12 protein-coding genes are annotated in these 14,600 nt (G+C 56.4%); all 12 read left to right on the plus strand.

Annotated features, from left to right (window positions below):
- Positions 1-18: 18 nt before the first annotated feature.
- Positions 19-1,083, plus strand: coding sequence for a phospho-N-acetylmuramoyl-pentapeptide-transferase (gene mraY, locus P1S59_06190; protein ID MDF1525839.1), 1,065 nt, complete (start codon positions 19-21; stop codon positions 1,081-1,083).
- A 3-nt stretch (positions 1,084-1,086) separates the two neighbouring features.
- Entirely contained in the window at positions 1,087-2,487 is a 1,401-nt protein-coding gene (gene murD, locus P1S59_06195; protein MDF1525840.1) for a UDP-N-acetylmuramoyl-L-alanine--D-glutamate ligase, read from the plus strand.
- The gene (ftsW, locus tag P1S59_06200; GenBank protein MDF1525841.1) at positions 2,484-3,581 is read left to right on the plus strand and encodes a putative lipid II flippase FtsW; all 1,098 of its coding nucleotides are present in this window, start codon (positions 2,484-2,486) and stop codon (positions 3,579-3,581) included. The genes murD and ftsW overlap by 4 nt, the downstream gene beginning before the upstream one ends.
- Positions 3,578-4,681, plus strand: a complete 1,104-nt coding sequence (murG, locus tag P1S59_06205) for an undecaprenyldiphospho-muramoylpentapeptide beta-N-acetylglucosaminyltransferase (GenBank protein MDF1525842.1) — start codon at positions 3,578-3,580, stop codon at positions 4,679-4,681. Before ftsW ends, murG begins: the two co-directional genes overlap by 4 nt.
- Before the next feature lie 505 nt (positions 4,682-5,186).
- Positions 5,187-6,563 carry a UDP-N-acetylmuramate--L-alanine ligase gene (gene murC, locus P1S59_06210; protein MDF1525843.1) on the plus strand — a complete coding sequence of 459 codons (1,377 nt, stop codon included), beginning with the start codon at positions 5,187-5,189 and terminating at the stop codon, positions 6,561-6,563.
- Positions 6,560-7,468, plus strand: a complete 909-nt coding sequence (gene murB / locus P1S59_06215) for a UDP-N-acetylmuramate dehydrogenase (protein ID MDF1525844.1) — start codon at positions 6,560-6,562, stop codon at positions 7,466-7,468. The genes murC and murB overlap by 4 nt, the downstream gene beginning before the upstream one ends.
- Positions 7,461-8,399 (plus strand): D-alanine--D-alanine ligase, encoded by a 939-nt coding sequence (locus tag P1S59_06220; protein MDF1525845.1) that lies wholly within the window; start codon positions 7,461-7,463, stop codon positions 8,397-8,399. Before murB ends, P1S59_06220 begins: the two co-directional genes overlap by 8 nt.
- Complete coding sequence (locus tag P1S59_06225; protein MDF1525846.1) at positions 8,396-9,268, plus strand: FtsQ-type POTRA domain-containing protein; 873 nt, start codon at positions 8,396-8,398, stop codon at positions 9,266-9,268. The genes P1S59_06220 and P1S59_06225 overlap by 4 nt, the downstream gene beginning before the upstream one ends.
- A gap of 4 nt (positions 9,269-9,272) precedes the next feature.
- Positions 9,273-10,505, plus strand: coding sequence for a cell division protein FtsA (gene ftsA / locus P1S59_06230; protein MDF1525847.1), 1,233 nt, complete (start codon positions 9,273-9,275; stop codon positions 10,503-10,505).
- A 131-nt stretch (positions 10,506-10,636) separates the two neighbouring features.
- A complete protein-coding gene (gene ftsZ, locus P1S59_06235; GenBank protein MDF1525848.1) occupies positions 10,637-11,785 on the plus strand; it encodes a cell division protein FtsZ in 1,149 nt (382 codons plus the stop codon).
- 18 nt (positions 11,786-11,803) lie between these two features.
- Positions 11,804-13,348, plus strand: a complete 1,545-nt coding sequence (locus tag P1S59_06240; GenBank protein ID MDF1525849.1) for a radical SAM protein — start codon at positions 11,804-11,806, stop codon at positions 13,346-13,348.
- A gap of 91 nt (positions 13,349-13,439) precedes the next feature.
- Positions 13,440-14,048, plus strand: coding sequence for a Maf family protein (locus tag P1S59_06245; GenBank protein MDF1525850.1), 609 nt, complete (start codon positions 13,440-13,442; stop codon positions 14,046-14,048).
- Positions 14,049-14,600: the final 552 nt, after the last annotated feature.

Raw genomic sequence — 14,600 nt, forward strand, 5'->3', positions numbered from 1 at the left:
TTGCTCTATAAGTTTTTCATGCATTTAAGAACCGTGGACCCCGGTTTTGATGTGTTCCGATACATTACCTTCCGGACAATTCTTTCTGTGCTCACCGCTCTGGGACTCTGCTTTATCCTGGGGCCCTGGATCATAGGACGGCTTAAAACGGCCCAGCCCGGCAACTATGTGAGGGAGTATCTCCCCGAGGGGCATGTTCTCAAAGCAGATGTTCCTACCATGGGAGGCCTGCTGATCCTCCTTGCCATAGCGATCTCCACCCTCCTCTGGTCGGACCTGTCCAACAGGATGGTATGGATCGTTCTTGCCACCTTTGCCGGTTTCGGGCTTCTGGGCCTGGTGGACGACCTGATGAAAGTCTACGGGAAAAAAAGGAAGGGCATCACGATCCGAACCAAGTTCAGCCTCCAGATGTTTATGGCCGGGGTTGTGGCTGTTTACCTGTATGTGTTCCCCTCAGGGCAGTGGGGACACCACCTGCAGCTGCCTTTTTACAAGGACGCCCTGGTCGATCTCGGCTGGATCTACATCCCCTTCGTTATCCTGGTTATTGTCGGCACCTCCAACGGGGTGAACCTTACCGATGGTCTTGATGGCCTGGCCATAGGGCCCATCATGTTCGCTTCCTCTGCTTTTGCCCTGCTCATCTATCTGTCGGGTCATGCCAAGTTCGCCGAGTACCTGCAGATCGTCTTTGTACCTGAAGCCGGAGAGTTGTCGGTTTTCGCGGGAGCCATGGTAGGCGCAAGCCTTGGTTTCCTGTGGTTCAACACCTACCCGGCCCAGGTTTTCATGGGGGATATCGGTTCTCTTTCCCTTGGAGCCGCCCTTGGTCTGCTGGCCGTCGTATCCAAACACGAGGTCCTTCTTGTTCTGGCTGGAGGGCTTTTTGTTGTGGAGACAATGAGCGTCATTATTCAGGTCATCAGTTTCCGTCTTTTCGGTAAGCGGGTTTTCCTTATGGCGCCGCTGCATCACCATTTTGAGAAGAAAGGCTGGCCGGAGCCTCAGATCATTGTCCGCTTCTGGATCATCTCCATAATACTTGTGCTCGTTTCACTGAGCACCCTGAAACTAAGGTGAACTGTGGCCGTAACGTTTCGTGACATAAACGATCCTCTCAAAGCGCTCCTGGGCGGGGGTCGCCCCGTTCTTGTAGTGGGCCTTGGAAGTTCGGGTATCTCGGCAGCCAACTTGCTTGCCCGGATGGGGTGTGCGGTTCAGATCAGCGAGAAGTCCAAACGTGAGGATTCCCTGGTGGATCTGTCCCGACTGGACCCATCCATAACCGTTCACTGGGGCGGACATCCCGGGGAACTGTTTGACCGGTTCCCTCTCATAATAATCAGCCCCGGAGTACCCGGTGACCTTGAAGTGCTTAAGGGGGCAGCAGAAAAGGGAGCCAGGATCCTGGGGGAGATGGAACTGGCTTTCAGGTTGACCACTGCCCCCTGGGTCGCCATTACCGGGAGCAACGGAAAGTCCACCACCGTTACTCTTGTAGACCTCATGGCCAGGGAGGAGGGGCTGCGGGTATCTACGGGGGGCAACCTGGGTACGCCGGCGACGCAGTTTGTTGATGTGGAGGAAGCCCCCGCATTTATCGTCGCCGAGGTCTCAAGCTTTCAGTTGGAATCCACAGAAGCTTTCCGTCCGGCAATAGCGGCCATGCTCAACCTGTCGCCGGATCATCTGGACCGCCATGCTGATATTGAGGATTACGTGGGGGCTAAACTCCGGATCTTCTCCCGGATGGATGAAAATGACTGGGCTGTTCTGAACGAAGACGATGAATGGGTTTTGAGGGTGACAGCTGATCTGCCTGTAGGCCGGTTTTCATTCAGCAGGAAACATCTTCTGGCAAAGGGCGCATTTGTCAAGGAAGGGTGGATCGTAGTGCGCGAAGATGGTGAGGGATACCCCGTGACAGCGGTCAGTTCCCTTGCCATTGCCGGTAACCACAACCTTGAGAACGCCCTGGCTGCAACCGCCATGGCTTGCAGGATGGGGATAGGGCGGGGCGCCATGGCGAAGGTGCTTCAGAGCTTTTCCGGTCTGGAACACCGGATGGAACTGCTGGGATATTTCAGGGGTGTGCCGGTGTACAACGATTCCAAGGGGACGAACGCAGGAGCCACCATCAGGTCTCTGGAGGGAATGGGGGGGGATGTGATTCTCATCCTCGGCGGAAAGGACAAGGGGACCTCCTATGAGTCCCTTGAGAAAATTATCCGGCGAAAAGTGACCCATTTGATCCTCATCGGCGAGGCGGCCAAAAGGATGAAGGAAGCGTTTGAAGGGGCCGCAGACATCGTGGAGGTCAGAAGTCTTGACGAGGCGATGAGGGTGGCGGTTCAACGTGCAAGGTCAGGAAGCGAGATCCTCTTTTCGCCCGCGTGTTCGAGCTTTGACATGTTCAGCGGGTACGAGGAACGAGGGCGCGTTTTCAAAGAGGCGGCCAGAAAATATATCGGGTTGGTGCGATGAGACACCTGAGGCTTGATCCTACCCTGGTCATTGCCGTCCTTGCGCTGGCGATCCTTGGAACGGTGATAATTTTTTCGGCAAGCGCTGTTCGTGCTGATACGGAACACGGGGGTGACGGTTATTACTATTTCAAACGGCAGATCTTTTTCCTCATGGTGGGGATCATGGCCCTGATAGTTGGCGCAGCCATTCCTTACAAAGTGTGGGAGAGGAGCGTGATCGGGCTGCTGGCGTTAACGGTTATTCTGCTGGTCCTTGTGCTGACACCCCTTGGACACACAGCCAACAACGCTTCCAGGTGGTTCCGCATCGGGCCCATTTCCCTCCAGATCGGGGAGTTCGCAAAACTTGTGGTGGTTATGTATATGGCTCGCTACCTGGCGGCAAGAGGCGAAAGGCTCAAGACCGAGCCTCGGCTTCTCATCCCTCCATTGGCCGTGATGTGTATTGTTTCCTTCCTGGTGGTAAAAGAACCCGACCTGGGAACAGCCATGTTCATTGGAATGATCGTGTGCGCCATGCTTTTCATATCCGGTGTCCCCTGGAGGGTTTTGACAGGCATCAGCCTGGCCTCAATCCCTGTTATTACCTACATGATCATGGTGAAGGATTTCAGGGTGCAGCGGATGAAGGCGTTCCTGGACCCATGGAAGGAATATGACGGATCAGGATTTCAGCTGGTGCAGTCCTATGTGGCTTTTGGAGACGGAGGTCTTTTCGGAACGGGTCTGGGGGCAGGAAAGAGCAAGCTGTTTTTCCTTCCGGAGTCACATACAGATTTCATCCTCGCGGTCATTGGCGAAGAACTGGGTTTCCTGGGAGTAGCGGCCGTCCTGGGCCTCTTCGCGGTCCTCATCATTAAAGGCATGAAGGTATCGGCAGCGGCGCCGGATAGCTTCGGTGCCATGCTCGGTGCGGGGCTGACCCTCATGCTTGCTCTCCAGGCTCTTATCAACTGCATGGTCGTCCTGGGTCTTCTGCCTACAAAAGGCTTACCCCTGCCCTTCATCAGTTACGGCGGATCATCACTGCTCACCTCAATGATCGCGGCCGGGATCCTTCTTAACGTAGCTGGCAGGAGCAAAACAGCATGAAACTGGTCATCGCTGGAGGAGGGACCGGGGGCCATCTTTTCCCCGGGGTTGCTCTTGCCAGCGAGTTCCAACGGCTGGTGACCGATGTGGAAGTAATTTTTATTGGCGCGGATAGAGGGTTGGAAACCAAAGTGATACCGGCCTTGGGGTATGAGCTTGTAACCTTGCCTGTTCGCGGTGTTGTGGGACACGGATTTTTCGGGGGAGTCGCACGAGGGGCAGTTCTTGTTGCGGCTTGTTTTAAGGCGTACTGGATCCTGGGACGCTTGAAACCGGATCTGGTACTCGGTGTGGGAGGCTACGCTTCAGTCCCCGCGGTCCTGGCTGCGGCTGTAAGAGGGCTGCCACGATCCATACTGGAACAAAACGTCTCACCGGGAAGGGCCAACCAGGTCCTGGCGCGATTTGTCCACAGGATCTATCAGGGTTTCGCCAGTCGCAGCGAGGTGTTCCCGGTGGAAAAGACCAGGGTAACCGGTAACCCAATTAGAACTGAAATTCTCCCTGCCGAGGGGCTGACACGACCACCGGGGCGAAGGACGCTCCTTATACTGGGAGGAAGTCAGGGAGCGATGCAGATAAATGAGCTGGCCATGGAGGTCGTCGGGCGGTTGAAAAATGAGTTTTCGAATCTGAAGGTGATCCATCAGACAGGTCATGCCCACGAGAAAACGATCCGGGAAGGCTACCTGAAGGCCGGCGTGGATGTGGAAGTGGTACCGTTCATTACCGATATGGCCGATGCCTATGCAAGGGCAGATATTTGTCTTTCGAGAGCAGGTGCTATGGCTATTTCAGAGCTTACCGCATCGGGCCTGCCTGCCGTGCTCATCCCCTTTCCCCATGCGGCGGGAGGACACCAGGGACTCAACGCAAGGTGGATGGAGGAAAGGGGTGCGGCAGTTGTCATCGAACCTGCCGAAGCGACTTTAGAACAGCTCTATGAGCAGTTAAGAAAGCTGTTGGATACTCCCGGCCTTCTGGCTGATATGGCCCGGGCAAGCGCGAAAGCCGGTATCCGGAACGCGGCGGAGAGGATCGTGACGGAAGAACTGAAAAGGCTGGGATACATGGGACGCGGAGACGCGGAGACACGGTGACACGGGAAAATCTTAAGTGGGCGTAGGGCGTGGAGCGTAGGGCGTAGGGCGTGGAGCGTGGAGCGTAGGGCGTAGGGCGTGGAGCGTAGGGCGGAAAGAGATCAAGCACGGAAGCACGGAGACACGATAATCACCCCTCCGTCATTCCGGGCCGAGTGAAACGATGACCCGGAATCCAGGGGTAAAGCACAGTTTATATAAAGGCGAATGTTTTCACCACAGAGACGCGGAGACAAGCGGAGAAAATCTTAGCCAGGGATAAATCGGTCGTTGGGGAGAGTAAAAGACACAGTGACACGTAGACACTTGGATACTTAGACACGTAGATACTTAGACACGTAGACACATAGATATGGGGAAAGAGCATTAAAGGAAAGATGAAAAGTGGATGGTGAAAACATGAAAGTGAGCAGTGCATTAGTGGAAAAGTTCAGGAAGTGCACTCGTTCTACGTTCTACATTCTACATTCCACATTCGCGACGACGAAACAGTGAGGAGTCGCACATGGTCAAATTAAGAAAAACAAGGCACATCCACTTCGTCGGCATCGGCGGCATCGGCATGTCCGGTATCGCAGAGGTCCTGGCCAACCTGGGTTATGAGGTCACCGGGTCCGATCTGGTCCTGAGCGACACCACCAGGCATCTGGTGCAGGTGGGCTGCCAGGTGACGGCGGGTCATGCCGCTGAGAATGTGGGAGAAGCCGATGTGGTGGTTATCTCTTCGGCTGTCAAGGACGACAACCCGGAGGTCATAGCTGCCAGGCATGAGGGAATACCGGTGGTGCCTCGTGCCGCAATGCTCAACGAACTCATGCGGATGAAGTACGGGATCGCCATAGCAGGTTCCCACGGTAAAACCACCACGACCTCCATGGTGGCCACCATCATGGCCGAAGCTGGTCTGGATCCCACTGTGGTCATCGGCGGGAAGCTGGGCAGCCTGGGGACCAACGCGCGCCTGGGTGAAGGGGATTTTCTCCTGGCCGAAGCTGATGAGAGTGATGGTTCCTTCCTTCAGCTCACTCCAACTATCGCAGTGGTGACAAACATAGATAACGAACACATGGACTACTACGGTACCTTCGACGAACTGAGATCAGCCTTTCGCCGTTTTTTAGACAAGGTGCCTTTTTACGGGCGCGCCATTTTGTGTGTAGATGACATAGATGTGGCGGGGATGCTGGCTGATCTGGAACGGCCTGTCATCACCTACGGCTTGACCGCTCAGGCGGACGTAAGGGCATCGGATATCGCCCATGAAGGGTTTACATCTACTTATGTGGCGTCGCTGGGCGCTGAAACTCTGGGTGAAGTGCGGCTGCCGGTACCTGGCGTTCATAACGTTTACAACTCCCTGGCTGCCATCGCGGTAGGACTGGAGATGGAAGTTCCTTTCGAAGTGATCGCAAGGGCTCTTGCCTCCTATTCAGGGACCCAGAGACGGTTTCAGAAAAAAGGGGAAGCCAAAGGGATCTCGATCTATGACGACTATGCCCACCATCCAGCCGAGATCAGCGCGACTCTTGGCGCCGCGCGGATCGGTTGGAAGGGGCGCGTTATAGCGCTTTTCCAGCCCCACAGGTTCAGTCGTACCAGAGATCTCCTCCAGGATTTCGGTATGGCTTTTCACAATGCCGACAGGGTTCTTGTGTGTGATATCTACGCTGCCGGCGAAAAACAGGTGGACAACCTCACCGGCGAGAATGTGGCCGGTTCCATCACCAACCACGGCCACAGGAGCGCCGAGTACGTTGGCCCATGGGACGAGGCGGTGAAAATAGCCGTGGATGAACTGCAGGAGGGTGACCTTCTGCTCACTTTAGGCGCCGGTGATATCTGGAAGGCAGGTGAGCAGATCCTCGAGAGGCTGGGGAAATGACCACGGCACCTCTCCTTCGAAAGATCAGGAAGCGGGGCTTTCTTGGTGATCTACGGGAGTCTGAGCCGTTAAGCCGTCACCTTTATCTGAAAACGGGCGGTCCGGCGGCCCTGTTTGCCATCCCGGAGAGCACGGAAGACATTCTTGAGCTTATGGAGTTTCTCAAACTGGAAGGCATTCCCTGGGTCCTTCTTGGGGGAGGCACCAACGTTGTTTTTGCCAACGGCGGCTACCCGGGGTGTGTTGTACGCCTGGGCAGGCGGTTTGCACGCATGAAGGTGGAGGCAGATTCGATACTGCTCACAGGAGCTGCGGCCACCCTGACCGGGGCCATGGAAACATCGGCCGCCCATGGCCTTGCCGGCATGGAGTGCCTCGCGGGTATTCCCGGGACTGTCGGGGGAGCGGTGACCATGAATGCCGGAACCAGGGAGGGGGAGATATCCGACGTGATCCGCGAGGTGCGGGTTTTTGACGGAGAGGATATCCATTGGCTGCCCGCGGAAAAGCTGGGCTTTTCCTACCGCTCATCAAGCCTCCCTGAGACCCATGTCATCCTCGAGGCAAGGCTCGGTCTGGCCCTGTCCACCGAGGAGGAAGTGCGGTCCAGGATCCATGTTTTGAAACAGAAGAGGACGGAAACACAACCCTCAGGCCTGCCCAGCGCCGGCTGCTGGTTCAAGAACCCTGCAGGGGACAGTGCGGGAAGGCTCATCGATGAGGCAGGGATGAAGGGGATAAGGGTTGGAAACGCTCAGGTATCGGAGGTACACGCGAACTTTTTCGTGAACCTTGGGGGGGCTACAACCTCTGATTTTCTGACACTTGCCGAAAAGGTGAGGGGAACGGTTCATAAAAGGTTCGGTGTCATGCTTCAGGAGGAGGTCAGGGTCATCCATGAATAGCTCACGCAAGGGAAAGTCAGGAAACAGACCGGTGGGCAGGGTGGGCGTGCTCATGGGCGGGAACTCGGCCGAACGGGAGGTTTCCCTCACTACAGGAAAGGCGATCCTTGGAGCTCTTCTCGAGGAAGGTGTTGATGCCGTTGGTATCGACACACAGGGATCCTGGAGGGAGGAGATCGCCCTGGAAAATGTTGCCACCGCCTTTATCGCTCTTCACGGAAGAGGCGGGGAAGATGGGACGATCCAGGGTGCTCTGGAGCTTATGGGCATCCCCTATACCGGACCTGGTGTCATGGCGTCGGCCCTGGCCATGGACAAGATCATGACCAAAAGGGTGCTGCGTGCCATGGGCATTCCCACCCCCGAATACACCGAACTGGGGCCTGGAAATTATGACGCGCCTCTTGCTATGGGGCTGCCCGTTGTGGTCAAGCCCAACCGGGAAGGCTCAACGATCGGTATCTCGGTTGTGAGAGAAGAAGGTGAACTTGAAGCGGCGATAAAGATCGCCGCATCCCACGATCCGGATGTCCTGGTGGAGAAGTTCGTGGCAGGTGAGGACCTTACGGTGGGAGTGCTCAACGATCGTCCGATGGCTATCGTTCAGATCGTCACCGAATCGGGGTTTTACGATTACGAGACCAAGTACGTAACCGGGGCCAAGGAGTATCGTGTTCCTGCCTCCATCGGGGAAGCTGCCACCAGAACGGTTCAGGAGGCGGCCCAGGCCGCGGCCAGGGCCCTGAGATGCTGCGGCGCTGTCCGGGTTGATTTTCGCGGAGCCGGTGATCGTTTCGAAGTGATCGAGGTCAACACTATACCGGGAATGACTCCCAACAGCCTGCTGCCCAAATCGGCTGCGGGAGTGGGGATCGGGTTTGCCCAACTGGTCATGGAGATGCTCCAGGCTGCGGGAGAGGGAAGCCGGTGAAGCGCAACACATCCACAAGCAGAAAGAGAGCTGGAAAGCCGGCCAAGCGGGTTTCCATGGTCAAAAAGAAGAGGACAGGTTTTTCTTTCCGGCACTACCTGGTCAGGGGCTGGTGGATCTTCAGAGGTGGTGCGGTGGGTGTACTTGCCCTGGGTATTTTCTATGGCGGTTACCTGGGTTTCGGAAAGGTTATGGGTCTTCAGTCCCTGTCTGTGAGGACCGTAGAGGTTGAAGGGTGTCAGGATGTTCAGCCGGACGCTATCCGCCGGCTTGCTGGAGTTGTGAAAGGAGATCCCCTCCTGAGGATCGATCTGAAGGAGGTTCGCAGGAAGGTGATCACACACCCATGGGTCAAGGAGGCCACCGTGGTGCGAGAGCTTCCGGATACCCTGAGAATATCTGTGAAGGAGAGGGCTCCTGTAGCTGTTGTCCTTGGCCGGCAATTCGCTTTGGTTGATAACGAGGGGGTTGTTCTCAGTCTTCACACTTCCTACCCCAAGGGGTATCCGGTTATCACCGGGATCCCGGAGTCCGGAGTGCCGGGGCGGCAGATGATCGAAGCGCAGCCAGCCATAGAAATTCTTCGAAATATTCCCCAGTCCGGTCTTATCGGACAGGAACGGATATCGGAACTTGGTGTGGAAGGGGAACTGGTCAAGGTTTCTCTCATGGGCAGCGGTACTGTTCTTGTTTTTAAACAGGGGAGCGTGGATGTCCAGATGAAAAAGTTGGCTCGTCTCATGGAAGCAGGGATTTTTGATACCCGTTCTGCCGGATACGATCTGAGGTTTGCCGATCGTGTCGTTGGAATGCCTGAAAGAAAGCATGATGCGTCAGGGGGGAACGGTCTTTCCCCTGCGGGAGGATAAGCAGATGGCCAAAGGTAAGGAGAGGATCGTGGTAGGACTGGATATTGGCACCACCAAGATCTGTGCGGTGGTGGCTGCTGTGGGAAACGGCGGGAAGTGCGAGATCATCGGTATCGGGACCACACCGTCCAGGGGGCTTCGGAAGGGTGTGGTGATAAACATCGATTACACGGTGGACTCCATCAAGAAGGCGATAGAAGAGGCTGAACTCATGGCCGGGGTGCCCATACAGGGAGTCTATGCAGGGATCGCCGGCGGCCACATCAAGGGGTTTAACAGCCATGGTGTCGTAGCTGTTAAAAACCGGGAGGTTTCAAAGAAGGATATTGAGCGGGTTATCGATGCCGCGCAGGCTGTGGCCATGCCCCTTGACCGTGAAGTGATCCATATCCTGCCCCAGGAGTACATCGTCGATGATCAGGATGGAATAAGAGACCCTCTCGGCATGTCAGGAGTCAGGCTCGAGGCCCGGGTCCACATCGTTACCGGGGCAGTCACCTCTGCCCAGAACGTCATCAAGTGCTGCCACCGTGCGGGGCTGGACGTACTGGATATCGTATTGGAACCTCTGGCTGCGGCCGACGCGGTGCTCACGGAGGAAGAGAAAGAACTGGGTGTAGCCCTGGTTGATATCGGCGGGGGAACCACCGATGTGGCTATCCTGGGGGACGGAAGCATCAAGCACACAGCGGTGCTGGCCCTGGGAGGCGTCAACCTGACCAACGATATTGCTTACGGTCTCAGGACACCCACGACGGAAGCGGAAAAGATCAAGAAAAAATACGGTTGCGCCCTCACTGATATGGTGGGGGAGGATGAGGTTGTGGAGGTTCTCTCCGTGGGAGGACACAAACCCAGGACCGTTTCGAGAATGTCCCTGGCTGAGATCATCGAACCGAGGGCAGAGGAGTTTTTCGACCTTATCAACCGGGAGCTCCTGAAGTTTGGTTATGAGGACAGGATCGCATCAGGAGTGGTCATCACCGGAGGAACGGTGATCATGCCGGGTATGACGGAACTGGCCGAACAGGTGTTTAATCTGCCTGTTCGCCGGGGAACACCGATGGATATTGGCGGGCTGATAGATGTGGTTAACAGCCCCATGTATGCCACGGCGGTGGGGCTTGTAAAATACGCCGCCACCCATGCCAGCGAAACCGGGTTCGGGCACAACGAAACAGGGATCTTCGACAAGATCGTTGTGAAGATGAAGGGATGGTTAAAAGACTTTTTCTAAGGGATCTCAGATCTCACATCTCAGATCTCAAAGAGCAACCATGGTCTTTTTGAGATTTGAGATTTGAAATATGAGATTCGTAATAAGCGAGAGCGAGCCGGGATCGCTCGAGTTCATTGGGAGGTGAACTGATGTTTACTTTTGCGGAAGACAGCCAGGATCTCAAGGCCAGGATCAAGGTCATTGGGGTCGGCGGCGGGGGCGGGAACGCCTTGAACACAATGATCCAGTCCAGTTTGAAGAACGTGGAGTTTATCTCGGCCAATACGGATGCACAGGCCCTGAAAACTTCACTGGCCCCCACCAGGATACAGATGGGTATCCAGGTGACTCACGGTCTTGGAGCGGGTGCTGATCCTGACGTGGGCCGCAAGGCGGCCGAGGAGAGCGAAGAGCAGCTCAGAGAGAGCCTCTCCGGTACCGAGATGGTGTTCATCACCGCCGGCATGGGAGGGGGAACCGGGACAGGAGCCGCGCCCATCGTGGCCAAAATTGCCAAAGAGTCGGGTGCTTTGACCGTGGGCGTGGTCACCAAGCCTTTTGACTTCGAGGGCAGAGTCAGGCTGAAAAACGCCGAGGACGGTCTCGAAGAGCTGCGCAAGAATGTTGATACTCTTATCGTGATCCCCAACGACCGGATCTTCTCGGTGGTCAAACACGGCTCCAGGGCCACCGACGCCTTTGCGATCGTGGATCAAGTTCTTAACTGCGCTGTGAAAGGCATCAGCGATCTCATCACGAAACCGGGACGGATCAACCTGGACTTTGCCGACGTCAAGCGCATCATGGCGGGCAAGGGACGGGCGCTCATGGGAACAGGGGTTGCTGATGGGGATGACCGGGCTGCCGAGGCAGCTCAAACAGCCATTTCGAGTCCCCTTCTGGAGGACAACAGCATCGATGGCGCAACCGGCGTGCTCATTAACATCACTGCCGGCTCCGACATTGGTATCCAGGAGATCCAGCACGCCTCATCCATTATCCGCGCCGCTGTCCACGCCGATGCCGAGATCATTTTCGGATGGGTTGAGGACGACACGGTAGGGGATGAACTCATGGTTACCGTCATCGCCACAGGTTTCGGCCGGGAAGCCGGTCACAAGGGGCGGGACCTGATCCACCCCCACAGGGGTGACAGATCCAGCGATTCCGAGATCCCGGCCTATGTCCGTAAAAATGAAGCGGAAAATCCCCTCGATAAGGTGAGGCGGCCGTCGGTGACCCTCATCGAAGAGGAAGAGTTCGAGGTTCCGGCCTTTTTAAGGCGCCAGGCGGATTGATTTCCCGTGCCTGCAAGCATGGTTTCACAAAAGACCTGGATCTCGCCGCCACCCCGAAGCGGCGGTATGAAGGTTGCCGTGGCCTACCCCAACAGTTATCGGGTGGGCATGCCAAACCTCGGATACCAGGCAATTCTCAGGACTTTCCTGGAGGACCACAGGTTTGATGCCAGGAGAGTTTTCTGGGATGGGCGCTCCCTCAGTTTCCCGGATGGAGGGCGATCCCTTGACCAGTTCGATGTCATCGCCTTTTCCGTTTCCTTTCAGCCGGACATGGTTCACCTCCCACGGCTGCTGGAAGCGGGAAGGGTGGGGCTTGAAAATCCAATAACCAGGCCTCTCCTCATCGGAGGAGGGGTGGCAGTCACCATAAACCCTGAAACCTGTCATCATCTTTTCGACCTCATTGTCCTCGGGGACGCAGAACCTGTCCTCCCGGTATTAAAGGATCAGCTCCTGGCCGAGGGCCCAGGCAACGACAGAACCGCTTTCCTGGACAGTATGGTAAGGGTGCCGGGTGTCTACCTGCCTGGCAGATATAAAATGGAGCCTGTGCCCGGCAGCCCCTTTCTCAGGACCCGCCCCGACCCGGGAACCCCGTCCACCATCGTAACGGCAGCCGTGGGCGATCTGGATGACAACCCCGCCCGGCCGGCCGTGGTCAGCACCGATTCGGAGTTCGGGAACCTATATCCGCTGGAGGTTTCAAGGGGATGTCCGGCAGGCTGCCTCTTTTGCGCGGCCGGTTCGGTTTGCGGTCCCGTGCGGTTCCTGGGGATGGACGCCTTCGTTCGGGAAGCAGAGCTTGGGCTTCATTACCGCAAGACTATCGGATTGGTAGGGACGGCTGTGTCCTACCACCCGAAGCTGGAAGAGATGGCCGGCTATCTCCTGGAGCAGGAAGGCAGCTTTTCCCCCTCTTCCATCCGGGCCGAAAGGGTCACCCCGAAGCTGGCAGCCCTGCTGGTTGCCGCCCGGCACCGGACAGTGTCTCTTGCTCCCGAGGCCGGAACTGTGGAGCTTCGGAGCGCCATCGGTAAACGGTTTTCCGATGGACAGTTCCTCGAGAAAGTGGACATACTCCTCGATGCGGGAATTCCCAACCTCAAACTGTATTTCATGGTGGGATTGCCCGAAGAGTCAGACAGTGATATTGAGGGGATCGTGGAGCTTGCCGTAAAACTGAGAGAGAGGATGCTCCACTTTGGCAGGCCCAGGGGGAAGGTGGGCACTTTAACGATAAGCGTCAACCCCTTCGTACCCAAACCGCGGACAGCTTTTGAAAGGGCTCCCATGGCCGCGGAATCCATACTCAACGGGCGGATGAAAACAGTGAGATCCAGACTCGGCCCCGTTGGAGGGGTCAGGGTCCAGACGGGCTCTGTGAGGGGCGCTTACCTGGACGCTCTTCTTTCCCTGGGAGACAGGTCGGTGGCCGAGGTGCTGGACAACCTGCCCGCCGGGGGTGTATCAATGAAGCGCCTGACAAAGATCATCCCCGCCGCGGAGCAGATCCTCTACGGACGTGAATCAGGGCGGTTACCGTGGGGGTTTATAAAATAGCCCAAAGCCCAAAGACCAAAGAGGGCAACAAACTCTTTCGTTGGACCTTGGACATTGGACCTTGGACTGATGAGATATAAGGATAAAACCCATGCCTGTAAGATTTTCAAAACGATGGTTCCGCAGAAAAAAGGTCATCCTTGCCTCAGGTTCGCCCCGTCGCAAGGAGCTCATGGACCTCACCGGTCTCAGGTATCAGGTGATCATCCCCAGTGTTGATGAAAAGATCCTTCCGGAAGAAACTCCCAAAGACCACGTGGAGAGGCTGGCACTGGAAAAGGCCACAAGTGTGGCTGCCAACCATCCGGACGATGTGGTCATCGGGTGTGATACGATCGTTATCCTCAACGAACGCAATATCCTCGGCAAGCCCCAGAACAGGAAGGACGCCAAGCAGATGCTGACCAGCCTGGCCGGTCGGGAGCATACTGTTTTATCCAGCGTTGCCGCCGTCTGGCATAAGAAGAGCAAGCAGCGGGTGGTTACGGTGGAGAGCCGCGTTCGGATGAAGATGCTGGAAGAGTGGGAGATGAACTGGTATCTGGAATCGGGGGAGTATCGGGATAAGGCAGGGGGGTATGGAATCCAGGGGAAGGCGGCTATTTTTATAGAGGGGATTGTGGGGTCGCATACCAACGTCATCGGTTTACCCCTGATGGAGACTGTAATGCTGCTCCGCAGTTTTGGGGTGAGGCTATAACGGCTGCCAATAGTACATCATCGCAGCCGTAAAAATATTGGGGGGCGGCGCGCTATAACGGGCGATCTGTCCCTCTCTTCGTTCGGGACCCTGAATTAAATCAATGGGCGGCGTTGTCGCCCTTCGGACTTCCTCGCGTACGATATCGTGTACGCTCCGGTGTTCCTCAGGGCTCCGGCCTTGCATCTCACCCATTCTAGCGCGCCGGTGAGCGCAGTCCATTCAAGTGCGATATCACTCATTAGCCGTCATTCCGGGCAAAGCGAACGCGATGACCCGGAATCCAGTCGGTCTTGAATTACATTTTCCCGAGCCCGCCGGCCTGCCCTGCCTGTCCCGCCTGCCCTGCTTGCCCACCGAAGCTCCACGCGAAGGTGGGAGCCTGTCGCCTGCCCTGAGCTTGTCGAAGGGAGGGAAGCTTGTCGAAGGGAGCCCGACCCCGAAGCCGGAATTAGTCCTTGATGTCATTGCGAGCATAAAATAGTCATCTTCCTAATTCTTCCTCCCCCTATTGAGGGGGGAGGACCGAGGTGGGGGTGAATGATAACATCG

Source organism: bacterium (genome assembly GCA_029210965.1).
Lineage (GTDB): Bacteria > BMS3Abin14 > BMS3Abin14 > BMS3Abin14 > BMS3Abin14 > JALHUC01.

Coding starts and splice junctions, on each gene's coding strand:
- murB (MDF1525844.1), top strand. CDS start 6,560: ATGACCACGGCACCTCTCCTTCGAAAGATCAGGAAGCGGGGCTTTCTT.
- ftsW (MDF1525841.1), top strand. CDS start 2,484: ATGAGACACCTGAGGCTTGATCCTACCCTGGTCATTGCCGTCCTTGCG.
- murC (MDF1525843.1), top strand. CDS start 5,187: ATGGTCAAATTAAGAAAAACAAGGCACATCCACTTCGTCGGCATCGGC.
- P1S59_06220 (MDF1525845.1), top strand. CDS start 7,461: ATGAATAGCTCACGCAAGGGAAAGTCAGGAAACAGACCGGTGGGCAGG.
- ftsZ (MDF1525848.1), top strand. CDS start 10,637: ATGTTTACTTTTGCGGAAGACAGCCAGGATCTCAAGGCCAGGATCAAG.
- P1S59_06240 (MDF1525849.1), top strand. CDS start 11,804: ATGGTTTCACAAAAGACCTGGATCTCGCCGCCACCCCGAAGCGGCGGT.
- ftsA (MDF1525847.1), top strand. CDS start 9,273: ATGGCCAAAGGTAAGGAGAGGATCGTGGTAGGACTGGATATTGGCACC.
- mraY (MDF1525839.1), top strand. CDS start 19: ATGCATTTAAGAACCGTGGACCCCGGTTTTGATGTGTTCCGATACATT.
- P1S59_06245 (MDF1525850.1), top strand. CDS start 13,440: ATGCCTGTAAGATTTTCAAAACGATGGTTCCGCAGAAAAAAGGTCATC.
- murG (MDF1525842.1), top strand. CDS start 3,578: ATGAAACTGGTCATCGCTGGAGGAGGGACCGGGGGCCATCTTTTCCCC.